Source organism: Sphingomonas sp. UYAg733, assembly GCF_054057355.1.
Genome location: NZ_JBSRZE010000004.1, coordinates 1 through 22,150 on the forward strand (window position 1 = coordinate 1; position 22,150 = coordinate 22,150).

At 63.9% G+C, this 22,150-nt stretch carries 24 protein-coding genes; 13 read left to right on the forward strand and 11 right to left on the reverse strand.

Translation table 11 applies throughout. The features are described 5' to 3' along the window. The coding region (locus ACVWZA_RS09085; RefSeq protein ID WP_457310880.1) for an RBBP9/YdeN family alpha/beta hydrolase at nt 1-517 on the forward strand (517 nt) is incomplete at its 5' end. A gap of 107 nt (nt 518-624) precedes the next feature. On the opposite strand, the gene dxs is transcribed toward ACVWZA_RS09085, so the two are convergent. After that, on the reverse strand, nt 625-2,550 hold the full coding sequence (dxs, locus tag ACVWZA_RS09090; RefSeq protein ID WP_457310881.1) for a 1-deoxy-D-xylulose-5-phosphate synthase: 1,926 nt from the start codon (nt 2,548-2,550) through the stop codon (nt 625-627). Nucleotides 2,551-2,647: 97 nt separating this feature from the next. Between dxs and ACVWZA_RS09095 the strand changes: the two genes are divergently transcribed. Together ACVWZA_RS09095 and ACVWZA_RS09100 are read left to right on the forward strand one after the other, a co-directional pair. Then, nucleotides 2,648-3,202, forward strand: coding sequence for a GNAT family N-acetyltransferase (locus tag ACVWZA_RS09095; protein WP_457310882.1), 555 nt, complete (start codon nt 2,648-2,650; stop codon nt 3,200-3,202). Between the two features lie 94 nt (nt 3,203-3,296). Further along, a complete protein-coding gene (locus ACVWZA_RS09100; protein WP_457310883.1) occupies nt 3,297-3,512 on the forward strand; it encodes a hypothetical protein in 216 nt (71 codons plus the stop codon). A 55-nt stretch (nt 3,513-3,567) separates the two neighbouring features. On the opposite strand, the gene ACVWZA_RS09105 is transcribed toward ACVWZA_RS09100, so the two are convergent. Further along, a complete protein-coding gene (locus tag ACVWZA_RS09105) occupies nt 3,568-4,038 on the reverse strand; it encodes a Fur family transcriptional regulator (protein WP_457310884.1) in 471 nt (156 codons plus the stop codon). A 44-nt stretch (nt 4,039-4,082) separates the two neighbouring features. Continuing rightward, the gene (locus ACVWZA_RS09110; RefSeq protein WP_457310885.1) at nt 4,083-4,475 is read right to left on the reverse strand and encodes a MerC domain-containing protein; all 393 of its coding nucleotides are present in this window, start codon (nt 4,473-4,475) and stop codon (nt 4,083-4,085) included. Between the two features lie 130 nt (nt 4,476-4,605). On the opposite strand from ACVWZA_RS09110, the gene ACVWZA_RS09115 reads away from it, so the two are divergent. The 5 genes from ACVWZA_RS09115 to ACVWZA_RS09135 all read left to right on the forward strand — a co-directional run bounded on the left by ACVWZA_RS09115 (nt 4,606) and on the right by ACVWZA_RS09135 (nt 8,409). Then, a complete protein-coding gene (locus tag ACVWZA_RS09115; RefSeq protein ID WP_457310886.1) occupies nt 4,606-5,643 on the forward strand; it encodes a COX15/CtaA family protein in 1,038 nt (345 codons plus the stop codon). A gap of 149 nt (nt 5,644-5,792) precedes the next feature. Continuing rightward, entirely contained in the window at nt 5,793-6,272 is a 480-nt protein-coding gene (gene rplM / locus ACVWZA_RS09120; protein WP_183112302.1) for a 50S ribosomal protein L13, read from the forward strand. Continuing rightward, nucleotides 6,272-6,820: a 30S ribosomal protein S9 gene (gene rpsI, locus ACVWZA_RS09125; RefSeq protein WP_183112301.1), complete on the forward strand. Its 549-nt coding sequence runs from the start codon at nt 6,272-6,274 to the stop codon at nt 6,818-6,820. The genes rplM and rpsI overlap by 1 nt, the downstream gene beginning before the upstream one ends. A 104-nt stretch (nt 6,821-6,924) precedes the next feature. Further along, nucleotides 6,925-7,839: a signal peptidase I gene (lepB, locus tag ACVWZA_RS09130; protein ID WP_457310887.1), complete on the forward strand. Its 915-nt coding sequence runs from the start codon at nt 6,925-6,927 to the stop codon at nt 7,837-7,839. A gap of 60 nt (nt 7,840-7,899) precedes the next feature. Continuing rightward, nucleotides 7,900-8,409, forward strand: coding sequence for a hypothetical protein (locus tag ACVWZA_RS09135; RefSeq protein ID WP_457310888.1), 510 nt, complete (start codon nt 7,900-7,902; stop codon nt 8,407-8,409). Between the two features lie 508 nt (nt 8,410-8,917). Here ACVWZA_RS09135 and ACVWZA_RS09140 read toward each other — a convergent pair. The 5 genes from ACVWZA_RS09140 to ACVWZA_RS09160 all read right to left on the reverse strand — a co-directional run bounded on the left by ACVWZA_RS09140 (nt 8,918) and on the right by ACVWZA_RS09160 (nt 14,732). Next, nucleotides 8,918-10,375 (reverse strand): TIGR01777 family oxidoreductase, encoded by a 1,458-nt coding sequence (locus tag ACVWZA_RS09140; protein WP_457310889.1) that lies wholly within the window; start codon nt 10,373-10,375, stop codon nt 8,918-8,920. After that, nucleotides 10,372-11,058: a DUF4166 domain-containing protein gene (locus ACVWZA_RS09145; protein WP_457310890.1), complete on the reverse strand. Its 687-nt coding sequence runs from the start codon at nt 11,056-11,058 to the stop codon at nt 10,372-10,374. Before ACVWZA_RS09145 ends, ACVWZA_RS09140 begins: the two co-directional genes overlap by 4 nt. 261 nt (nt 11,059-11,319) lie before the next feature. Continuing rightward, nucleotides 11,320-12,093, reverse strand: a complete 774-nt coding sequence (locus ACVWZA_RS09150; RefSeq protein ID WP_457310891.1) for a metallophosphoesterase family protein — start codon at nt 12,091-12,093, stop codon at nt 11,320-11,322. Beyond that, nucleotides 12,090-12,920: a diacylglycerol/lipid kinase family protein gene (locus tag ACVWZA_RS09155; protein WP_457310892.1), complete on the reverse strand. Its 831-nt coding sequence runs from the start codon at nt 12,918-12,920 to the stop codon at nt 12,090-12,092. The genes ACVWZA_RS09150 and ACVWZA_RS09155 overlap by 4 nt, the downstream gene beginning before the upstream one ends. A 162-nt stretch (nt 12,921-13,082) precedes the next feature. Further along, a complete protein-coding gene (locus tag ACVWZA_RS09160) occupies nt 13,083-14,732 on the reverse strand; it encodes a sulfatase-like hydrolase/transferase (RefSeq protein WP_457310893.1) in 1,650 nt (549 codons plus the stop codon). Between the two features lie 187 nt (nt 14,733-14,919). Here ACVWZA_RS09160 and ACVWZA_RS09165 point away from each other — a divergent pair, with 187 nt between their 5' ends. The 5 genes from ACVWZA_RS09165 to ACVWZA_RS09185 all read left to right on the forward strand — a co-directional run bounded on the left by ACVWZA_RS09165 (nt 14,920) and on the right by ACVWZA_RS09185 (nt 19,456). Beyond that, entirely contained in the window at nt 14,920-15,465 is a 546-nt protein-coding gene (locus ACVWZA_RS09165; protein ID WP_457310894.1) for a TetR/AcrR family transcriptional regulator, read from the forward strand. After that, nucleotides 15,462-16,406, forward strand: a complete 945-nt coding sequence (locus tag ACVWZA_RS09170; protein WP_457310895.1) for a formylglycine-generating enzyme family protein — start codon at nt 15,462-15,464, stop codon at nt 16,404-16,406. Before ACVWZA_RS09165 ends, ACVWZA_RS09170 begins: the two co-directional genes overlap by 4 nt. A gap of 50 nt (nt 16,407-16,456) precedes the next feature. Beyond that, nucleotides 16,457-17,356 carry a haloalkane dehalogenase gene (locus ACVWZA_RS09175; RefSeq protein WP_457310896.1) on the forward strand — a complete coding sequence of 300 codons (900 nt, stop codon included), beginning with the start codon at nt 16,457-16,459 and terminating at the stop codon, nt 17,354-17,356. A 13-nt stretch (nt 17,357-17,369) separates the two neighbouring features. After that, a complete protein-coding gene (locus tag ACVWZA_RS09180; protein ID WP_457310897.1) occupies nt 17,370-18,020 on the forward strand; it encodes a DsbA family protein in 651 nt (216 codons plus the stop codon). Between the two features lie 98 nt (nt 18,021-18,118). Beyond that, nucleotides 18,119-19,456 (forward strand): MFS transporter, encoded by a 1,338-nt coding sequence (locus ACVWZA_RS09185; protein WP_457310898.1) that lies wholly within the window; start codon nt 18,119-18,121, stop codon nt 19,454-19,456. Here the strand turns inward: ACVWZA_RS09185 and ACVWZA_RS09190 are convergent. From ACVWZA_RS09190 to ACVWZA_RS09200, 3 genes are all read right to left on the reverse strand, one after another. Further along, nucleotides 19,453-20,151: a FadR/GntR family transcriptional regulator gene (locus tag ACVWZA_RS09190; protein WP_457311151.1), complete on the reverse strand. Its 699-nt coding sequence runs from the start codon at nt 20,149-20,151 to the stop codon at nt 19,453-19,455. The two genes, ACVWZA_RS09185 and ACVWZA_RS09190, sit on opposite strands and share 4 nt — an antisense overlap. Before the next feature lie 72 nt (nt 20,152-20,223). Beyond that, nucleotides 20,224-21,021, reverse strand: a complete 798-nt coding sequence (locus ACVWZA_RS09195; RefSeq protein WP_457310899.1) for a helix-turn-helix transcriptional regulator — start codon at nt 21,019-21,021, stop codon at nt 20,224-20,226. A gap of 115 nt (nt 21,022-21,136) precedes the next feature. Next, nucleotides 21,137-22,084 carry an alpha/beta hydrolase gene (locus ACVWZA_RS09200; RefSeq protein WP_457310900.1) on the reverse strand — a complete coding sequence of 316 codons (948 nt, stop codon included), beginning with the start codon at nt 22,082-22,084 and terminating at the stop codon, nt 21,137-21,139. Nucleotides 22,085-22,150 lie beyond the last annotated feature (66 nt).

The window sequence follows — 22,150 nt, forward strand, 5'->3', positions numbered from 1 at the left end:
TCTACTTCAACCAACCGCTTCTCGCAGCGGCATGAACCGGCAGACGCTCCACTTAACGAGCACGCGGGTCTGTTCAAACAAACCGAGCCACCTCTGGTGGGCGGAACTGACGCGCCAGCCTTATGGCTGGCCGGTGGCGGGCGCATTGCTGGTCGCGCCGGCCGATGCCGACCGCGCCAGGGCGCAGGATGAGCTGAAGGCGTTCGGCCCGACGCCGACCACACCACTGCCCTTCCCCTCGATCCTTGTTGCGAGCCGCGACGATCCATGGATCGACATCGACCGCGCGCACAGCCTAGCGGTGTCCTGGGGCAGTCATTTCGTCGACGCAGGGGAACAGGGCCACCTCAACGCCGCCAGCGGCATAGGCTGGTGGAGCGAAGGGCAGGAATTGCTCGAACGCGTCATCGCCGCGGGCAGCGATCGCGGCGGCAAGACGCGCCAGCCCAGCGACGCGCGCTCGATCCTCGCGATCAACGCGGCCGAAGCCGCGCAGGAACATTATCTGGGGGCTTGAAGGCTGACCTTACCCCTCCGTTCGTTTCGAGCGCAGTCGAGAAACAAGCCACAGGCTCCCGGTGTCAGTTTCTCGACTTCGCTCGAAACGAACGGAGGTGGGAGGCCCTAAGCCCGCGCGCCCTCGATCACCGCGCCGCTATTATGCCGTAGCGCCTTCAGCACCGTCTCGACGATCGCATCGGCATCCAGTCCGGCATCGGCGTATTGCTTCTCCGGCTTGTCCTGATCCTGGAAGACATCGGGCAGGCGCATCGTGCGCAGCTTCAAGCCGCCATCGATCAGCCCGGTATCGCTCGCCAGCGTCAGCACATGCGCGCCAAGCCCGCCGACCGAGGATTCCTCGATCGTCACCGCGACTTCATGCGTGGTCAGCAACTTGCGGATCAGCGCTTCATCGAGCGGCTTGGCGAAACGCAGATCGGCGACGGTCGTGCTCAGCCCCTTGGCGTCGAGCGCATCGGCTGCCTTGAGCGCCTCCGCCAGACGCGTACCAAGCGACAGGATCGCGACCTTCTTGCCTTCGCGCACGATACGGCCTTTGCCGATCTCGAGCCGTTCCGGAACCTCGGGCAGCGCGACGCCGGTGCCGTTGCCGCGCGGATAACGCACCGCGATCGGGCCGCTGTCGTGCATCACGCAGGTATGCGTCATATGCACCAGCTCAGCCTCGTCCGCTGCCGCCATCACGACGAAATTGGGCAAGGTCGCGAGATAAGTGACATCGAAGCTGCCGGCATGAGTCGCGCCATCCGCGCCGACCAGCCCGGCACGGTCGATCGCGAAGCGCACCGGCAGATTCTGGATCGCCACGTCGTGCACGACCTGATCATAAGCGCGCTGCAGGAAGGTCGAATAGATCGCGCAGAACGGCCGCATGCCCTGCGCCGCAAGGCCCGCCGCGAAGGTCACCGCGTGTTGTTCGGCAATACCGACATCGAAGAAACGGTCGGGATAAGCCTCAGCGAACTTGTCGAGCCCCGTGCCCGACGGCATCGCCGCGGTGATCGCGCAGATCCGGTCGTCCTTTGCCGCTTCCGCGACCAAAGCCGCGCCGAACACGTTCTGATAGGCTGGCGGGCCGGGCGGTGATTTGGCCTGCGCGCCGGTGATCACGTCGAATTTCTGCACGCCGTGATATTTGTCCGCCGATTCCTCGGCCGGGGCATAGCCCTTGCCCTTCTTGGTCACGACATGGACCAGGATCGGCCCTTCCGCCGCGTCGCGGACATTTTCCAGCACGGGAATGAGGTGATCGAGATTATGCCCGTCGATCGGCCCGACATAATAAAAGCCCAGTTCCTCGAACAGGGTTCCGCCGGTCGCCATGCCGCGCGCGAATTCCTCGGCCTTTTCGGCCGCCTGATGCACCCGGCGCGAAATCTTTCGGGTCAGCTTCTTGGCCAGGCTGCGCAGGCCGAGATACTCGCTCGAAGACACCATCCGCGCGAGATAAGCCGACAACCCGCCGACCGGCGGCGCGATCGACATGTCATTGTCGTTGAGGATGACGATCAGCCGGTTGCCCGCGCGCGCCGCATTGTTCATCGCCTCATAGGCCATGCCCGCCGACATCGCGCCGTCGCCGATCACTGCGATGCCCTTGCCGGGCTTGCCCGACAGCTTGTTGGCGATCGCGAAGCCAAGCGAGGCGGAGATAGAGGTCGAACTATGCGCCGCACCGAACGGGTCATATTCGCTCTCGCTGCGCTTGGTGAAGCCGGACAGGCCACCGCCCATGCGCAGCGTGCGGATCCGGTCGCGCCGCCCGGTCAATATCTTGTGCGGATAGCATTGGTGACCGACGTCCCACACCAGCCGGTCGTCGGGCGTATCGAACACATAATGGATCGCGACGGTCAGTTCGACCACGCCGAGCCCCGAACCAAGATGCCCCCCGGTGGTGCCGACCGCCGAAATGGTTTCGGCGCGAAGCTCGTCGGCGAGTTGCCGAAGCTGGGCCACCGGCAGTTTGCGAAGATCCGCAGGTGTATGAACCGTGTCGAGCAACGGCGTTTCTGGAACGTCAGACATGGCATGAGCTTAGACGAGGCGGAAACTCGTGTCGATTGCCGCGGATCAACCTGCACGGCTTCTTGACGCGGCGTGCATGACCCTACGACATAGGGGAATGACCAACTTCTCTCCGCCCGCCTTCTCCTACCGCATCGCCACCGCCGGCGACATTCCGGCGATCGCCGTCCTGATGGACCGCGCAATCGAATCGCTGCAACGCGCCTATCTGTCGCCTGAAGAGGTCGCGGCGAGCCGGCTGAGCATGGGGCTGGATACGCAATTGATCGCCGACGGTACTTATTTCGTGATCGAGGACGGCGATCGCCTCGCCGGTTGCGGCGGCTGGAGCCACCGCGCGACACTTTATGGCGGCAATCACAGCAAGGAGTTGCGCGATGACCGCCTGCTCGACCCCGCGACCGAACCGGCACGGATCCGCGCGATGTATACCGACCCCGATTTTGTGCGGCGCGGCGTCGGCCGGCTGATCCTGTCGCTGTCCGAGGCGGCGGCGCGCGCGGCCGGTTTCAAGCGCGCCGAGATGATGGCGACGCTGTCGGGCGAACCGCTTTATCTGGCGTGCGGCTACGAACCGATCGAGCGGGTCATGAAGATGACGGTGGAAGGGCCACCGGTGCCCGGCGTGCGGATGGGGAAGGCGCTTGGCTGAAGCGAAGCGAGTCTTAGCGGGTAAAAAGAGATCGAACCTTCGCCGCCAAACTCCACTGCGGTCCCAATAGGACCGTGCCACGGTCGATCAGATCATGGTCGTCACCACTCGCTTCACACAAAACGCGACAGAACCGACGCCAGGTACTGGGTTGATTAGCAACATAATTGGGAAGGGCGACGAGAACGGCATCATAAACGTCACCAACCGTGAGCCAGCCATCCGCCGCTCGAGTGTCTATGCGCACGCCGAATTCGCGCTCGACGTCCTGAATGGCGGCGACTTCATCTCCATCACCGCCAAGACTTAAATGAGCTAGCATTGATCCCCTGTTTGAAGCGATTTCTGCCAAGCGCCACCAATCCCTAGTTCGGTGTATCGCACTCGGCGCACGTGCCGCGCACTTCGATCACCGGTCGCACCGGCGAGAAACCGGTCGCCGCCGCGGCCGAGCGGACGCCCTTGGTGATGTGATCGTCATCGAGATGCACGGTCTGCCCGCAAGAGTCGCAGACCAGGAAAATGCAGTCGTGGAGGCAATCGGGATGCGCATTGGCGACATAGGCGTTGGCGCTTTCGACGCGTCGCGCGAGGTTCGACGCGACGAACAGGTCGAGGATGCGATAAACGCTGTTGGCGGCGACGCGACGCCCTTCTGACTTCGACACCGCCTCCGCGATGTCATAGGCCGATGCCGGCTTGTCGAACCCGGCGAGCGCCTTGAAGATCTGCTCGCGCATCGCGGTCCATTGCTCGCCCGACTTCTCGAGCGTCGCCTGTGCCGCTTTGGCAAGATCGGCGCCTTGCGGTTCGTGGTGATGATGATGCGCGGCCATGGGAATGAATCTAGGCGCTATGGCCCCAATCGGCAAGGTTAAGGTCAGTTGACCGCGCGACGGTTGAGGTCGTGACCGAGCGCGAGGATACCGACACCGACCAGCGTCCAGATCGTCTCCCCACCGCTGCCGTCATGCGGCAAGGTCATCGCGCCAGCCATGATGCCCAGGCCCATCGAACCGACCGCCGCCGGCATCATATAGCCATGCGTGAGGATGCCCCGGCCCAGCGCGATGATGCCGAAGCCGATCGCGATGGTCAGCCCGACTTCATGGAAGATCGGCGCGAGCAGCAATCCGCCCGCCGTCGACAGAAGCGCGAACAGAACCGCGCTGGTCAGGCAATGCACCATGCATAGGCCCGACAGGCCGATCGCCATGCGATCGGCATGCGACTCGATCCAGCCGAGATAGCGGGGGTGAACATGTTCCGACATCGTGCAGCCCATGTGGCACAACCACGCTTGGGTTACAATATATCATCGAGATTTTTTTGTACCGGAGCGGACTGTTTGGTCGCGCTCGCCGGCAATCGACGCGCAGCCGGTTTCCGGCTAGGCGCACCGCATGTTGCAGGTATCTCCAACCTTGTATCCCGCGCGCCCGCGCGCCCTGTCGATCTGGCTGTTCGCGGTCGCCGCACTGATCGTGCTGATGGTCATGGTCGGCGGCATCACCCGACTGACCGAATCGGGCCTGTCGATCACGCAATGGAAGCCGATCAGCGGGATCATCCCCCCGCTGACCCACGAACAATGGATGGCGGAGTTCGCCAATTATCAGCGCATCCCGGAATATCAGTTGATCAACAAGGGGATGACGCTCGCCGGTTTCAAGGCGATCTTCTTCTGGGAATATCTTCACCGCCTGCTCGGCCGGGTGATCGGCATGGCGTTCGCGCTGCCGCTGATCTGGTTCGCAGTGCGCAAGCGCATTCCGGCCGGTTATGGCTGGCGGTTGACCGCGCTGCTCGCGCTCGGCGGCCTGCAAGGCGCGATCGGCTGGTGGATGGTCGCATCGGGCCTGTCGGTGCGCACCGATGTCAGCCATGTGCGGCTCGCCGTGCATCTGGCGGCGGCGCTGGTGATCCTCGCCGGCATCATATGGACCGCGTTCGACCTGCGCGCGGTCGCGCGGCACCGACTGAGCACAGCGGCTCGGCTGACCCCGCTGGCGGCAACCGCGCTTCTCCTGTTGTTCGTGCAGATCGTCTTCGGCGCCTTCACCGCCGGGCTCGATGCCGGATACGCTTTTTCGAGCTGGCCGCTGATGGGCGACAGTGTGTTCCCCGCCGGCGTGCCGATGATGACCCCGGGCTGGAGCAACGCTGTCGACAATCCGGTCGTGGTTCAGTTCATCCATCGCTGGTTCGCCTTTGTCGCGGCGGCGGGCCTGATCGTGCTGGCCTGGCGCGCGGCGAGCGCGGGCGGGCGGCGATCCGCCTATGCCGTGATCGCCCTGGTCATTTTCCAGATTCTGCTCGGCATCTCCACCCTGCTCAGCGGTGTGCAGATCGACATCGCCGTGGCGCATCAAGTCAACGCCGCGCTGCTGCTCATCGCCGCCACCGCCGCCGCGCACGCGATCGGAAAGAAAGCGCTTTAAGCTCTGCCGGAACAGGGCGGTATCATGATACCCGTCACGAAACCCGCGGATCGCTTGACTTTCACACCCCTTCCAATCATTAGCCGCCTCAATCGCGCCGTCCCCTGTTGGGCGGCGCGTTCCGTTTCAACGATAAAGGTCCTGGCCCCATGAAGGCGCTGATGAAGACCACCAAGTCGGTCAAGCCGCACGAAGTGGAAAAGAAGTGGCATATCGTCGATGCCGACGGCCTGGTGGTCGGTCGCGCAGCGTCGATCATCGCCAATGTCCTGCGCGGCAAGCACAAGCCGAGCTTCACCCCGCACGTCGATTGCGGTGACAATGTCATCGTCATCAACGCCGACAAGATCCGCTTCACGGGCAACAAGCTCAAGGGCAAGATCTACTACCGCCACACCGGTTATGCCGGCGGCATCAAGGGCGTCGCTGCGGGCAAGATCCTCGAGGGTCGTTTCCCCGAGCGGATCATCGAAAAGGCCGTTGAGCGGATGATCCCGCGCGGCCCGCTCGGCCGTCAGCAGATGCGCAACCTGCGCGTCTTCGCCGGCACCGAGCATCCGCACGCAGCACAGAATCCCGAGGTTCTCGACATCGGCTCGATGAACCGCAAGAACAAGGTGGGCAACTAATGTCCGATAATCGCCAGTCGCTTTCCGATCTCGCCGGCCTGACCAACCAGCCGGCACCCGTGGCGTCGTCGGCGCCGGTCCTTGCCGGTGACGAATACGCGCCGGCCGCGCCGGTCGTCGTGCGTGAGCCGATGCCGCTGCGCGAGCAGATCCTCGACAAGCAGGGCCGCGCTTATGCGACCGGTCGCCGCAAGGACGCCGTCGCACGCGTGTGGATCAAGCCGGGTTCGGGCAAGATCACGATCAACGGTCGCGACCAGGAAGTGTATTTCGCACGTCCGACGCTGCGTCTCGTGATCAACCAGCCGTTCGGCGTCGCCGAGCGCGACGGTGCCTATGACGTCGTCTGCACCGTCAAGGGCGGTGGCCTTTCGGGCCAGGCCGGCGCGGTCAAGCATGGCATCAGCCAGGCGCTGACCAAGTTCGAGCCGATCCTGCGCGCGCCCGTCAAGGCCGCCGGCTTCCTGACCCGCGACAGCCGCACGGTCGAGCGCAAGAAGTACGGCAAGGCGAAGGCCCGTCGTAGCTTCCAGTTCTCGAAGCGCTAAACAATTCTCATACCAACACGCGAAGGGCGGTCCGGCAACGGGCCGCCCTTTTCGCTTGTGCGGGTTCTGGCGTGCGTTAAGTTTTGGACGGGGGAGTTTCGGGAATGGCCGGCGCACAAAGATCGATCATCGCGCGGATCGGCGTGACCGCGCTCAACCTGCTGACGCCCGGTCTGGGGATTTTACGGGTCGAGGGCCTGAAACCTGCAATCCCGGCGATTGTCACCCCGACGCTTTTTCTACTGGTCCTCACACTGATCGGAGCCATTGCGCCAAGGCCCGGTTTCGTTGTCTTCATCACCATAGGATCCGCAATCCTGATCGTGGTCGTGGCGGCATATGGTTATTCGATTGGCCGGACGTGGCGAGCCAGCCGAGATGGATTCTCGCAGAGCCGCTGGTCTCGCTGGTATGGCCTGATAGCGATCCTTGCACTGGGCGCCATCGCGAGCAACTTCACCCTCAAAGCCTTCCACGCGCTCTACAAGCCCTTCTACATCCCGGCGGAATCGATGCTGCCCACCTTACAGGTCAACGACAGAATTCTCGTCGATATGCGGGCCGGGCGTAAGCCGGCCCGGGGCGACACTATCGTCCTTAATGTCGCGACACGTAACATCATCTATATCCAACGCGTCGTCGCACTTCCCGGCGACAGGATCGCGATGCGGGCCGGCATTCCCATCATCAACGGGAAACCGCCCAGACTGAAGGACATCGGCGCGGCGATTTATGAGAATGAACCGGGCAGAATCTGGGAAGAACAGCTTGCCGGGGAAGCCGGCTCTCACAGGATCATGGATTTGGGCGAAAGCCAAGGGGACGAAATGCCCGAGCGCGTCATTCCGCCTGGCCATGTCTTCGTACTCGGCGACAATCGGGATCGCGCCGCCGACAGCCGCTATGGTCGCACCGATTTTGGCGTTGATCTGCTACCGATCAGCGACATTCTCGGTCGGCCGCTCTTCTTTTATTGGAGCCGCGATCGAACGAAGATCGGCAAACCGGTCGACCGCTAGGGTACAGCTCACGAACCGTGCTTTTCAGACTGGTGGATTGAGTTAGAATTGGACATGGACATGCCAAGCACGACCCCAAGCACAGCCATCGCTCCGGACGACCTCACTGAACGTATCCTCTCGTTCGTCGAAAGTGTCGGCATCCGGACCTCGGTCGAGCCACTCGGCGACGCGAGCTTCATGCCAGGCATGTCGATCCGCAACGGCGCGCTGCTCGTCGATCCAGATCGTCTCGCCTGGCCTGGCGACCTGCTGCACGAGGCCGGCCATATCGCGGTGACCGACCCGGCGATCCGCCAGACGTTGTGCGATGTCCACTCCGATCCGGCCGAGGAAATGGCGGCAATGTGCTGGTCCTACGCCGCCGCAGTCGCAATGGACCTCGAACCCGGCACGGTGTTTCACGATGGCGGTTATCGCGGTGGCGGCAGCCATCTTGCCGAAACCTACGCCGGCGGCTCCTATATCGGCCTGCCGATGCTGCAATATTGGGGCATGACGATCGATCCCCGTCATGCCGCGGAAACGGGTACCGCGCCCTTCCCCCATATGCGGCGCTGGCTGCGCTGAGGCGGAGGCTCCATTCGGCTAGAGCACCGAAAATTCAATCCGATTCATTCCGTGCTGAGCAGCGAGCGCTCAGGCAAACCACGTCGGAAACTCGCATGAAATGACATTTGGGGCGCGAAAGCCCGCTCGACTTCAGGCTCGGCTCGATGTCCCATATCTCCTACGTCCGGCACTGCTCAACATTGCCTATTTCATATTAAGTATCTGACATTTAATAAATTATATCCCGATGTCTGGAGGCGGCATTCAGAGAAACGGGACATTACTGGTGTCCCATATCTCTCGTCGCTCCACCTCTCAACGCTGTCGCCTGCGGTGATTCAACCATGGCATGGGGTGTGGTGATGCATCTCTTCCCGGACCTATCCGGGCTCGCTCTTTCTTATTGTCGGGACAAGACTGCCACACGCAAACGGCGCCGCGAATTCGTCCGATAAAATGCTTCAGGTCCGCCTCGCCCGCGGTCAATGCAGCAACCTGGCTTCGACAAACGGCCGTGTCGGTGTCGCTATACTCTCTGCCGATGCCCGACGAGATCGCCCAGCGCTTGTTCGATGCGCGGATAGCGGAAGCGAAAGCCGTGAAAGACCGCCTTGACCGGCAACACCTTCTGCCCGCCAAGCAGCAGCTCTTCGGCCAGGTCGCCCAACACGCGGCGAAGCGGCGCGGCGGGGAGCGGCAGGATCGCCGGGCGGCGCAAGGCATGACCGAGCGCAGTGGCAAAGGCGCGGCTGCTCACCGGACTGGGCGCCGTCGCATTGAGCGCGCCATGGATTTCTTCATCGGCGGCGGCGGCGACAATCAGGCGCACCAGGTCGTCGCGGTGGATCCAACTCATCATCTGCCGCCCATGCCCGACCGGCCCGCCAAGCCCGGCTTCGAAGACCGGCAACAGGCTGGCCAGCATCCCGCCGCTATTGCCAAGCACCAGCCCGGTGCGCAGCAGCACGGTACGAATGCCGAGCGCCTGGGCCTGGCGCGCCGCCGCCTCCCAGCGCGCGCAGAGCTCGGCGGCAAAACCCCTGCCCTGTCCGACGCTCTCGTCGATCGCGCCGGGATCCTCGATCCCGTAAAAGCCGACCGCCGAACCGCTGATCAATACCTCGGGGCGATGTTCGAGCCGGGTCAGCAGCGCCAGCAACGCGCTGGTCACGGTGAGCCTGGAATCGATCAGCAATGCCCGCCGCTTCACCGTCCAGCGCCCCGCCGCGATCGGCTCGCCGGCAAGATTGATCGCCACATGGCAACGAAAGTCGTCGGGCAGCGCGGTCAGATCGGTGACGATGCGCACCGGCGTGGCCAGTCTGAGCGCCTTGCGGGGATCGCGCGTCAGGACGGTGACATCATGTCCTGCCGCGACCAAAGCCGCGACCATCCGTCGGCCGACAAAGCCGGTGCCCCCGGTGACGAGAACTGCCTTGCGCTCGCCAAGCGCGCTTGCCAGTTCGCCGGCTGGCGTCTCGTCGAGCCGGTGGTTGCGCGCCGCCGCCAGCAGGTCGCGAAAACCGCTGACAGCCACCCCGACCGCCGCGATGCTCAACAGGATCGAAACGACGCCATGCCCCTCTATCGCAACGCTAGTCGGCCGTGCCGCACTCGCCAGCAGCACCGGCGCGAGTATCGCCAGCAGCACGCCATAGTTGAGCGTGAGCAACGTATGCGTCACGCGCTCGCTCGCAGGCAGCGCGCGAACGCGGTCCTCCTCGACGAAATCCCACAAGGTGATGCCCAGCTCCACGACCAGCGCGCCGATCAGCAGCATAGCGGCGAGTCCGTGCGGCTGAGTCCAGCCAAGCATCAGGAAGACCAGCGCATAGATCATGTTGCGCACGCCGTGCAGGCGCAGCTCGGTCGCCTGGCCCGGCTTCCAGGCGAGCCGCTGAGTCAGTTCATGGTGATAGACGGTGTCGAACCCGCCCATCGCAACCTGCATGAACAGCAAGGTGATGAACACTGGGTCGTTCATGACGCCGCTCCCGGACGATATTCGGTGAACAGGCAGGTCTGGCGCACCAGCGCGCCAAACCAGGGGTGGTCGAGCGCGAGCGTGAAGGCGAACCAGCCATGGTCGCAATCGACATGGCCAATGCGCAACTTCCCCGGTGCGAGCCAGCTCGGCAGGCGCAGGCGCAATGGACCCGCACGCCAGAAATAATGGTCGCTGTCGAAATACAGCACCTCGGCCTCGACGCTCAGGGTCAGCGCGATGCCGAACCCCATGCCGAGATATTCTTCCAGCCCGGTGGGTCCGGCGAAGCGTTTGGAGCTGTGGATAACCTGTGGAAAACCGTTCCGGCGGCAATATTGCCGGCTCCAGAACTGGCCACTGCCAGCGGCATCCTCGGTCACGCAGACGGCTGCGGCAACGCCTGTATCGGAGTTGAGTGGCAAGGGCGCGCCGACCAGCCGGCAGAGGTTGGCAAGGATGCACCCGGCGAGATTCATGCGACACTCGCTCACTTCGCCGACATAGCTGATCGTCTGCGTCGCCAGCGCCTTACGCCCGAACCGCGCGCGAACGCTTGGTGGCAGACATGCCCAGCCCGCATCGCCAAGCAACTGGCGAAAGCGCGGATCGACGACGGTCGTGTTGCGCGGCGCGGGTTGGCGGAACCGTAGCGCTGAGGGTGTCGCGGCCAAGCTTGCCATTTCTTCCTCCTGTTCCGATATTTCTGTTTTGACAGAAACTACAGATTGAAGATGGAGTCAAGCAAAGTTGCAGAAGTAATGGAACGCCCTCGTTCTCTCTCCCCCCTTTTATGCCAGGGGTAGGGGAGGGTTCGGCGGCGTCGGAGCTCGATGCCCCCGGTCAGCGCTATGCGCCGAGCGAGGCGCTCCGCGATCGCACCCTCCCCCCAACCCCGTCCATGAAGGGAGAGGAGAAATAGCCTCCAAATATCGACGCCTCGGCTAAACCGGATCCACTTTTTCCTTGGGCAACACCATATCCGGTTCAGGCCCCAGGGTCCGTAACACGACTTCGAACCGCCCATCCTCGACCCGGATCTCGTTGAATGACGGTGGCGTATCGCGGACCCGCTCGGACAGGGTTCCAGCGCCGATCATTCGCACCTTTCGCCCATCGACTTCATGCACGATGTCGAATGGATCATGGACATGCCCCGTCAGCACCGCCACCGCCCCCGCCTGCGCCAATGCCGCGAACGCCGCTACACCGCCATGCGTCGCGGAGGTTGCGCTGGTGCGCGGCTCGATCAGCGGGTGATGGCAGGCGATGAACACCAATGTGCCCTTCGGCGCGGATTCCGCCAGGGCCAGCGCCTGTTGCAGCGATCGACGGCTGACCCGCCCTTTCGACCAGTTGAGCCGCCACTGGAAACGCGCCGTCGTCACCATCGGCACGATCATGATGCCGGGCAGGTCGAGCGGCTGTTCGATCATCCGTTCGACCGCTTCATAGCGGCGATAGGGCCGGAAGAAGCGTGCGATCGGATTGAAATAGGGCAGGTCGTGATTGCCCACCTCGACCGTGGTCGGCACGCCGAGCCCCTGCAGCCAGGCCAGGCCGGCGGCGAATTCATGGCGTCGCGCGCGCATCGTCAGATCGCCGGTCATAATCACCGCATCGGGCTTTTCAGCATGCACCAGCCCTTCGAACCAGGCGATCGCCGCGCGGTCCTCGCGCCCAAAATGCACGTCGCTGACATGAAACAAGCGGATCATGTTGCCTCCACGGTCTTCAGAAACTGTCGCGCGGTCATGCCGCCGCTGATCGGGATATCGGGTTCAAGCATCACCGGTTCGCCATCGAACAAGGCAAGCGCGGGTTTGCGACCGGCAACCCGGATCACCGTCGCGCGAACCTGGGTGACCGCCGTCGCCGCGACCCAGTCGCCGGTCAGCCATTCCCAGCCGAGCGCGGTGATCGAGCGGAAATCACGCGCATCGACCGCCGCGACATCGAGATGGTCGAGTTCCGGCCGCACGAACACCGCCTGCGCACGATGGTGCAAACCCCGCACTCCTTCCAGCCTGATGCCGCGCGCGAAGGTCCGTCGCCAAGCCGTCAGCATCGCCCGGCCGAGGCCGCGCACCTTGCCGGCGCGGACCATTTCGCGCGCCCGTACCCAGCTCGCGACAGGGCCGAGGATCAGGCCGACCAGCGCGCGGCGCTCACCCGCTTCGACAAAGGGCAAAGCGATCTTTTCCGCGTGCTCATGTGCGGTATGGATAATCGCGGCGGGATCGGCGTTGCCGTGCAATGCCTTGGCCAGCAAGTTCATCGTCCCGCCTGGCAAGATCAGGATCGCACCGTCCCAATCGGCAAGCGCGCAGACCGCCGCGTTGATCGTCCCATCACCGGCGAACAGCACGACCGTATCGACCTTCGCCGTGTCGAGCGATTCCGCAGCCGGAAGCGGCTCGTCGGGAAAGCCGGTTCGCCCGACCAGGTTCAGCCCGCGTTCCGCGAACACCGCCTCGATTGCCTGGCATTTCTCCGGCGTGGCGGAGCCGGACGAGGGGTTGGTGATGAACCAGAGGTTTTTCATTGCGACCCCGAACGCTTCACCGGCCCTAAAGACCCGTCACCCTGAACTTGTTTCAGCGTCCGAACTTAAGCGTGCCCCCCCGGCCAGCCGAAGACGATGTTCGATGAACGCCGTCTCGTTCGAACGCTGAAACAAGTTCAGGATCATATTGGGGAATGGTTCTCAGTTCGTCCAGTAGACATACTCCTGCCCGGGTTTCCACGGCGCGTTGAGCGGCACGTCGATACGCACCGGCCCTTCGATCAAGCCTGGCCAGAGCGGCTTGGCCATGCCGACATTATGCTGCTCGATCAGCTTGCGCATCGCCGCGACCCGTTGCGGTTCGCGCGCCGCCAAGTCGATCCTCTCGGTCGGGTCGATCGCCAGGTTGAACAGCCACGCCTTGTCCGGGCGCTTTGACACCTGCAGCTTCCAGTCGGCCAGGCGCACCGCGCGATAATCGCCCGAGCGCCAGTATAGCGCGTCGCGTTTCGGCGCCCGACCGAGCAGGTCGAACCCGTCCATCGGCCGGTCGCTCGGCACGTTCGCCCCCGCCGCCGCCGCAATCGTCGCGAAGATGTCGAGATGATCGGCGATCACCGGCGTCGTTGCCGGCGCGATATGGCCGGGCCAGCGCATCATCATCGGCACGCGGATGCCGCCTTCGAAGAAAGTCGCCTTCCATCCGCGATACGGCGCGTTGAGATCGGGGATGCCGGTATACCACGCCCCGCCATTGTCGCTGGTGAAGATGACCAGCGTATTGTCGTCCAGCTTCAATGCCTTGAGCTTGGCCATCACGTCGCCGATACGGCGGTCCATCTGCCGGATCATCGCGCCATAGACGCGCTGGCTATGGTCCTTGATCTGCGACAATGCGTCATAGTCGGAGCGCAAAGCCTGGAGCGGCGTGTGCGGCGCGTTATAGGCGAGATAGAGGAAGAACGGTCGGTTTCGGTTCGCCTCGATCGCCTTCAGCGCATTATCGGTGAAATAATCGGTGGCGTGACCGACCGGCTTGAAGCGCTGATCGTCGCCCCAATAAACGGCATAGGGCAGATTGGGCCACAGGAAGCGGTCGATCGGGTCGAATGGCAGCTTTGCATTGACCACGTTCGGGTCACCAGGCGGCATGTACATGCCACCCCCCGCGCGAAAACCAAGGCTCTCGTCGAAACCCTGACCGGTGGGGCGCAGCGCTTTCGACTCGCCCAGATGCCATTTGCCGATATGCATCGTGTGATAGCCGCGCGCCTTCAGTATTTCGGCGATGGTGATCTCGCTCGCTGGCACCCCCATGTCGGGATAATCAAGCAAGTCGTGATCGAGCTCGCGGTGATAGACCATCGGATAGGGTGAAGGCCCGCTGGAATGCGCGAGGTTGGCGGCGAAGGACGGCGGCGCCGCGGTAAATTCGAAGCCATAGCGTGTTGGATAACGCCCGGTCATCAGTGCGGCGCGCGACGGCGAGCAGGTCGCGTTGGCGGCATAGGCGGTGGAGAAGTTCAGTCCCTGTGTCGCGATCGCATTGATGTTCGGTGTCGGCACCGCGCCATTGGCGACGCCGCGACCGTACAGGCTGATATCGTTCATACCGAGATCGTCGGCGAGGATCAGGATGATATTGGGCGGCCGCTTGCCCGCCGGCGCCACCTTTGGTCCTGTCGCCCACGCGATCGGCCGATTATCGAGGATCGGCTCGCGCCACTGGCCGATAATGCCGGGCAGATAAATCTCGTAGTGCTGGAACAGGGCATAGCCGCCCGCAGCCAGCGCAGCGAGGGCGGCAATGATGACAGCAGCGCGCTTTACGCGCCGGTCGGCGGCTGGCATCGATCCCTCCCCTTCTATATGCTCATGTTGCCACCGATCTATTGGCGCGTATAGTGCCAGTTTATCCCCCAGGCTGGAGCTCGAGAATGACCGCATGGCCATGACCCAACCAGCCGGGACCCAACCAGCCGGAACCCAACCAGCCGGCGCCACACCAAAGCCGGTTGATGGACGACGCGAGCGTAGCGTGTCGAGCCGCGCGAAGATCGTCGCGGCGATGCTCGATCTGGTCGAGGGCGGCGATGTCCAGCCGAGCGCCGTGCGCGTCGCGGAGGCCGCCGGGGTCGGCTTGCGCACCGTGTTCCGTCATTTCGACGATATGGATTCGCTTTACCGCGAAATGTCCGAGGCGATCGAGGCGCGTGTGCTGCCGGTCATGCTCCGCCCGTTCACCTCCGTCACATGGCGCGAACAGATGCGCGAGCTCGCCGCGCGGCGCTGCGAAGTCTTTGAGGCAATCCTGCCCTTTCGCATCACCGCCAGCCTGAAACGGTTCCAGTCGACTTTCCTGATGCAGGATTATCGACGCATGTTACGCATCGAACGCAGCTCGATCGATGCGATCCTGCCCGCGTCGGTCCATGCCGATCCGGTTCAACTGAGCGCCGTGCACCTATCGCTCAGCTTCCAGTGCTGGCGCGTCCTGCGCCACGATCAGGAGCTTGGCGTCGATGCTGCCCGCGCGGTTTTCCTGCGACTGGCGGATGCCGTCCTCGCGCAAAGCAAGGGGTGAATTTTCGGCCCGATATCGCGCTGGCCTTGCTGTTGCTGGCGGCATGTGACCGACGCTCCGATACCACACTGGCCGATACGACGCCGGCCGATACCACACCGGCCGATACCACTCCGATAGCGCGTTGCACCGATCCCGCCCCGGCGATGCGCTGGATCGCGGGCGGCAGCTTCATGATCGGCGAGGACGCGCGTTATCCGGAGGAAGGACCGCCCCGCGCTACGAGCGTTAAAGGCTTCTGGATCGACACTCATGAATTGACCAATGCAGAGTTCGCCAGGTTCGTGAAGGCGACCGGCTATCGCACGCTGGCCGAGCGCGACCCGCCCGTGCTGCCCGGTGCCCCGCCGGAGATGAAGGTGCCGGGATCGGCGGTGTTCACCATACCCACGCCGGACGATCAGCGCTGGTGGCGCTGGGCGGTCCGCGCGCAGTGGCGGCATCCCTCCGGACCGAAGGAATCGATCGCCGGCCGCGACGCCAACCCCGTTGTGCAGATCGCCTATGACGATGCCGCCGCCTATGCGCGCTGGGCGGGCAAGGAGCTGCCGACCGAGGCACAGTGGGAATATGCCGCGCGTGGCGGGCAAAAGGCGCTGCCCGAGCCGCTGGCGAGCGACGGCACGCCGAAAGCCAATTATTATCAGGGCGTCTTTCCGCAGCGCGATCTCGGCACCGACGGTTACAAGGGTCGCGCCCCGGTCGGCTGCTTTCCCGCCAATGGGTTTGGCCTGCACGACATGATCGGCAATGTCTGGGAATGGACGCGCGATCCGGCCGGACCCGACATGCACGTGATCAAGGGCGGATCCTATCTCTGCGCGGGTAATTACTGCGCGCGCTATCGGCCCGCCGCGCGCCAGTTCCAGGAAACCGGCCTCGGCACAGACCATATCGGTTTCCGCCTTGTGGATAATCGGAAACCCCCGCCCGCTAGTTGACGATTCCCAAACCAATGGCATATATAGTGCCAATATATCGGGAGAGTGAAGTGAAAGTGTTGAGAACGCCCGACGCGCGCTTTGCCGCCCTGCCCGATTATGATTTCGCGCCGCATTACGAAACCATCACCGACGCGGACGGCACCGCGCTGCGCGTGCATTATGTCGATGAAGGCCCCGCCAACGCCGCGCCGGTCCTGTTGCTGCATGGCGAACCGAGCTGGTCCTTTCTCTACCGCAAATTCGTGCCCGCGCTCGTGGCCGGGGGTCACCGCGTGATCGCGCCCGACCTGATCGGCTTCGGCAAATCGGACAAGCCCGCGGCACTCGACGACTATAGCTATGAACGCCATGTCGCGTGGATGAGCGCCTGGCTCGACGCGCTCGACCTGACCGGAATCACCCTGTTCTGTCAGGATTGGGGTGGGCTGATCGGCCTCAGGCTGGTCGCCGCCTTTCCCGACCGCTTCGCGCGGGTAATCATTGGCAATACCGGTTTGCCGACCGGCACCAATTTCTCCGAGGCGTTCGAGGCCTGGCGGCAGTTCAGCCAGAAGGTCGATCCCTTCCCCACCGGCTCTATCGTCAATGGCGGCGTGGTCCGCGATCTGAGCGCGGCGGAGATCGCCGCCTATGACGCGCCTTATCCCGATGAGAGTTACAAGAGCGCCGCCCGCATCTTCCCGACATTGGTGCCGATCAAGCCGGATCAGGCTTCGGTGGCCGAAAACATCGCGGCGTGGAAGGTACTGGAGCGTTTCGACAAGCCCGTGCTGACTTGCTTCAGCGACAAGGATCCGGTGACGGCGGGCGGCGCGAAGCCGTTCCTCGATCGCGTGCCCGGTACCCGAGGCCAGGCGCATGTGACGATCGAGAATGCGGGGCACTTCCTGCAGGAGGATGCACCCGAACAGCTCTGTGCGATCATCAATGCTTTCGTCCGCGCTTGAGGGGAAACGCATCGTGACATTGACCTATGATCTCTATTGGTCGTTCCGGTCGCCCTATTCCTACCTGCTCACGCGGCGGCTGGTCGAACTTGAACGCGACCATGACGTCGCCTGCAATGTTCGGATCGTCTATCCGATCGCGGTCCGCCAGCCTGATTTCTTCGCCAATTCCGACCCGCTCTGGTTCAGCTATCTGATGCGCGACATTCATCGCAGCGCGGAATATGTCGGGCTGCCGCTGCGCTGGCCGGTGCCCGATCCGGTCAGCATGGATATGGCGACACGGACCTATCCCAAGGAACAACCGCTTATCCACCGCCTCACCCGGCTCGGCCAGGTGGCGACCGAGCGCGGGCGCGGGCTATGCTTCATCGACGAGGTTAGCCGCGTGATCTGGGACGGCTCGGTCGATAACTGGCACGAGGGCGATCATTTGAAGCGCGCCGCCGAGCGCGCTGGGCTCGACCTGGCGGACCTGGATGCGATGGTGGCGGCCGAACCCGAGCGGCTCGATGCGGCGATCCACGCATCGCAGGATGCACAGCGCGTTGGCGGGCATTACGGCGTGCCCCTGATGGTGTTCAATGGCGAGCCTTTCTTCGGCCAGGATCGCTTCGACCAGATGAAGTGGCGCTTGCACCAGAACGGCCTGACGCTGCGCTGAGCCGGCCGAAGTCGACGGTTGATCCGCCCGGCCCGCACACTATGCTCGCGTGATGAACCGCGGGTAACGACCGGCGGCGACGGCGGGGGAGAGTCGCGATGCTGGGCGTATTCGCGACAGAGCCCGATCAACCGATCCGAACAGATATCGATATCGACTCCACCTTCCGCCGCTACCGCCTGCGCATCATCATCGCGATCACCGCGGGTTACGCGTTCAGCTATACCTGCCGGCTGGCGATCAACGTGGTCAAGAAACCGCTGATCGACGCCAATATCTTTACGCCCGACGACCTCGGCCAGATCGGTTCGGCACTGTTCTACAGCTATGCGGCGGGCAAGCTGATCAACGGCTTCATCGCCGACCATGCCAATGCGCGGCTGTTCATGGCGATGGGCCTGTTGCTGTCGGCGCTGTGCAATATCGGCATGGGTTTCGCGACCACGGTGTGGCTCGCGGCGCTGTTCTGGGGCCTGAACGGGTGGTTCCAGAGCTATGGCGCGCCGGCCAGCATCGTGTCGATCGCGAGCTGGTTCTCGAACAGGGAGCGCGGCCGTTATTACGGCATCTGGGCGGCGTCGCATTCGGTCGGCGAGGGCCTGACCTTCGCGCTGGGTTCGGTGCTGGTCGGGGCGCTTGGCTGGCAATGGGGTTTCTGGGGACCGGCGGTCGCGGTGATCGTAACGGCGGGCGCGTGTTACTTTGCAATGGCGGACCGGCCGCGCACTTTGGGCCTGCCGACGGTCGCCGACTGGAAGGATGACCATTACGATCCCACCGCAGCGCGGGTCGCGCCGGTCAAGGCGACATTCGCCGATCAGCTCGAGATATTGAAGATCCCGGCGGTGTGGATCGTCGCGCTGTCGAGTGCCGCGATCTATGTCACGCGCTACGCGATCAACAGCTGGGGCGTGCTTTATCTGCAGGAAGCGCGCGGTTATTCGCTGGCCGCGGCGGGATCGATGCTCGCGGCGAGCACGGTCGCCGGCATCATCGGCTCGGTCGGCTTCGGATATATTTCGGACCGCTTCTTCGGCGCGCGGCGGCCGCCGGTGAACCTGATCTTCGGCCTGGTCGAGATTGCCGGACTGGTGCTGCTATTCTTCGGACCCATAGGCACCTTGTGGACGGTGTTCGCGCTGATCCTGTTCGGGCTCGGCATGACCGGGCTGTTCGCGTCGATCGGCGGGCTGTTCGCGATCGATATCTGCCCGAAACGCGTCGCGGGCGCTGCGCTCGGCATGGTCGGCGTGTTCTCCTATCTCGGCGCTGCAATTCAGGAGCGGGTCAGCGGCAAGCTCATCGACAACGGCATGACCATGGTCGACGGCGTGCGGCATTATGATTTCAGTGCGGCGATCTGGGTGTGGATCGGCGCGTCGATCGTGTCGCTGCTGCTTGCCGCCAGCCTGTGGCGGACCAAATTGCGGGACTAAACCAGCTCGCTGAGCACTGCGCCGACCGAGGCGTCGAAATGGGCCTCCATAGCGACCCGTGCGGCGATCTGGTCGCGCGCGGCGATCGCGGTGGCGATCGCGCGATGGCGTTCGATCATCAGCCCGCGCCGTTCGATCGAGACGCGTGTGCGCCACGCGGCGGGCACCGCGATCTGCATCAAGGGCGCGAAGGACTGGACGATCTGCACGAACAGCGCGTTGCCGCCGGCGCGGGCGATGCGCTGGTGGAATTCGATATCGTAGCGCGTGATCAGCGCCATATCGACATCGTCGCCGGCCATTGCTTCAGCCAGCTCAGTGATGCGCGCCGCATCCTCGTCACTGCGATGCTCGGCGGCGAGCGCAGCGGTGCGCACTTCGAGCGTCCGGCGCACGTCCCAGATCTCCGATACGCTAACCTGATCGGTGCTGATCGCATGGGTCAGCGAGGTCGCCATGACCGATCCGTCCATCGCGCCGACCCGGGCGCGGCGGCCATTGCCGACATTGAGCAGGCCGAGCGCGGCGAGCGCGCCGAACGCCTCGCGCATCACCGCGCGGCTGACGCCGAGCTGTTCGGCGAACCACCCTTCGCCCGGCAGCGTGTCGCCGACGTGCAGCTTGTGATCGACGATATGGGCGTTGACCGCGTCCATCGCGCGACGGACCAGCGATCCGCCGCCGTCGGTGGTCATGTCGGACACGCAATTCTCCCGGCGACGCTTATGCGGCGCAGGACAGGTCGCTCGGCCCGCGCCGAGAAACCGTCACGCGGCGAGCGTTCGGCCGCGATATTCACTGGGCGAAACCCCGAAACGGCGGCCAAAGGCGCGCGCGAAACTGGCATTGTTGAGATAACCGCTTTCATAGCCGATCTTCGATACCGGCAAGTCGGTCGAGAGCAGGCGGCGGCTCGCCTCGGCAAGGCGGCGTTCGGCCAAGGCCTCCGCGACGGTGCAGCGATAGAGTTCGCGGAAACCCCGGGTCAGCTTGGCGCGGTTCATGCCGCAGGCACGCGCCAGGCCATCGAGCGTCAGTTTCTCCGACCAGCGTTCGTCGATGATGCGCCGCGCATCGACCAGGCGACGACTGTCGGCGAGCGACAATACGCCATCGACAGCCACGGGAACGAGATCGCCATCGGCAAGAAGGCGGCCGGTTTCGCACAGCAATTCGATGCTCTTGCCGGTGCGATAAGCTTCGCAAAAAGTGCCCGGCGGATAATCGCGCAGCGCCAGGCCGATCGCGCGCTGTTCTGACGTCAGGTGATAGCGCCGACCATGCTCGGCCGCCGAATCCCAGCCGAACAAGCGGCCAAGCACTTCGTGCGTCACGACCAGCGACAGGCTGGCAGCACCTTCCGCCGCCTGGCCGAGTGGCTCGGCACCGGCGTCATGGGCGATGCGCAGCGTGGCGGGCAAGCCGACACCGCCAAAGCAGAAGACGAGCAAAGCGGAATCGGCGGGCAGCACGACGCCGTCGATGCAGCCGATACCGATCAAGGTGGTCATTTCGGGAGCGACAACCACGGCCTGAACCGGTGTCTGCTTCAGCAAGGCTTCCATGGCGCTCTCCCTCGACTCTTTCGGTCGTGCACACGCCATAGCGGATCGCGGCACCATTACAACACCTATCCGATAGGTTGGCCCGAAGCGGCCTGAAATGATGCGCCGGCCATGGTCAGGCTTTTTGTTCGAGGAAACGCATCAGCGCGGCGCGGCTATCGCGTTTGGCCGCGCCACCGACGCGCGTGCCCGGCATGATGTCGAAACCATGAAACCCGCCGGGATAGACGTGCAGTTCGGTCGGCACGCCGGCACGCATCAGGCGGCGCGCATATTCAATGTCCTCTTCGAGAAACAGGTCGAGACCGCCGGTGGCGATAAAGGTCGGCGGCAGGCCCGCCAGATCCTGCGCGCGGGCGGCGGCGGCATAGGGCGACACCCCCTCCCCGCCTGGCTCGCGGCCGAGCAGCGCGGTCCAGCCGAAGCGATTATTATGCGCGTGCCAGATGAATTCGCCGGTGACCGGGTGCGGATCGGTGGATGTGCAGGTGCGGTCGTCGATCATCGGGTAGATCAGATGCTGGAAGGCGAGAGCATACTCGCCGCGGTCGCGCGCGAGCAGCACGAGTGCCGCGGCAAGACCGCCGCCCGCGCTTTCGCCCATCACCCCGATCCGCGTCGCATCGATGCCGAGCCGATCGGCATTGGCGAAGGTCCAGGCGAGACCGGCATAACAATCCTCGATCGCACCGGGGAAGATGGTTTCGGGCGCGAGGCGGTAGTCGACCGAGACGAGGATACAGTTGAGCTTGGCGACCATCGGGCGATGAATCGCTTCGAGACCCTTTGCCGCGCCGCTGATGAAACCGCCGCCATGGATATGGTATATGCAAGGCAGCGGCCCAGTCGAAACATTCGGCTTGTAGATGTGCAGGCCGATCGCGGGTGCGCCTTCGGCCCCGGAGACGGTCAGTGTCTCCAGCACCGTTGTGCTGGTGTCGATCGGCGGCAGCGGCAATTCGCGGTTGCGCAGCGCGACGAGGTTCTCCTCGGTGATCGTCATCGTCGGCCACGCCTGAAGCAACGGGCGGAGTTCGGGATCGACGAGGTGCAGCGTGTCCATTTCAGGCTCTCCGATTGTTTCCGTCACCGCGGATTTTCGATGTTTATCCACGAAACCCGGGCAATC

Bases quoted from the DNA above. Each gene is read 5' to 3' on its own strand.
- dxs (WP_457310881.1), bottom strand. From the start codon at position 2,550: ATGTCTGACGTTCCAGAAACGCCGTTGCTCGACACGGTTCATACACCT.
- ACVWZA_RS09095 (WP_457310882.1), top strand. From the start codon at position 2,648: ATGACCAACTTCTCTCCGCCCGCCTTCTCCTACCGCATCGCCACCGCC.
- ACVWZA_RS09100 (WP_457310883.1), top strand. From the start codon at position 3,297: ATGGTCGTCACCACTCGCTTCACACAAAACGCGACAGAACCGACGCCA.
- ACVWZA_RS09105 (WP_457310884.1), bottom strand. From the start codon at position 4,038: ATGGCCGCGCATCATCATCACCACGAACCGCAAGGCGCCGATCTTGCC.
- ACVWZA_RS09110 (WP_457310885.1), bottom strand. From the start codon at position 4,475: ATGTCGGAACATGTTCACCCCCGCTATCTCGGCTGGATCGAGTCGCAT.
- ACVWZA_RS09115 (WP_457310886.1), top strand. From the start codon at position 4,606: ATGTTGCAGGTATCTCCAACCTTGTATCCCGCGCGCCCGCGCGCCCTG.
- rplM (WP_183112302.1), top strand. From the start codon at position 5,793: ATGAAGGCGCTGATGAAGACCACCAAGTCGGTCAAGCCGCACGAAGTG.
- rpsI (WP_183112301.1), top strand. From the start codon at position 6,272: ATGTCCGATAATCGCCAGTCGCTTTCCGATCTCGCCGGCCTGACCAAC.
- lepB (WP_457310887.1), top strand. From the start codon at position 6,925: ATGGCCGGCGCACAAAGATCGATCATCGCGCGGATCGGCGTGACCGCG.
- ACVWZA_RS09135 (WP_457310888.1), top strand. From the start codon at position 7,900: ATGCCAAGCACGACCCCAAGCACAGCCATCGCTCCGGACGACCTCACT.
- ACVWZA_RS09140 (WP_457310889.1), bottom strand. From the start codon at position 10,375: ATGAACGACCCAGTGTTCATCACCTTGCTGTTCATGCAGGTTGCGATG.
- ACVWZA_RS09145 (WP_457310890.1), bottom strand. From the start codon at position 11,058: ATGGCAAGCTTGGCCGCGACACCCTCAGCGCTACGGTTCCGCCAACCC.
- ACVWZA_RS09150 (WP_457310891.1), bottom strand. From the start codon at position 12,093: ATGATCCGCTTGTTTCATGTCAGCGACGTGCATTTTGGGCGCGAGGAC.
- ACVWZA_RS09155 (WP_457310892.1), bottom strand. From the start codon at position 12,920: ATGAAAAACCTCTGGTTCATCACCAACCCCTCGTCCGGCTCCGCCACG.
- ACVWZA_RS09160 (WP_457310893.1), bottom strand. From the start codon at position 14,732: ATGCCAGCCGCCGACCGGCGCGTAAAGCGCGCTGCTGTCATCATTGCC.
- ACVWZA_RS09185 (WP_457310898.1), top strand. From the start codon at position 18,119: ATGCTGGGCGTATTCGCGACAGAGCCCGATCAACCGATCCGAACAGAT.
- ACVWZA_RS09190 (WP_457311151.1), bottom strand. From the start codon at position 20,151: ATGACCACCGACGGCGGCGGATCGCTGGTCCGTCGCGCGATGGACGCG.
- ACVWZA_RS09195 (WP_457310899.1), bottom strand. From the start codon at position 21,021: ATGGAAGCCTTGCTGAAGCAGACACCGGTTCAGGCCGTGGTTGTCGCT.
- ACVWZA_RS09200 (WP_457310900.1), bottom strand. From the start codon at position 22,084: ATGGACACGCTGCACCTCGTCGATCCCGAACTCCGCCCGTTGCTTCAG.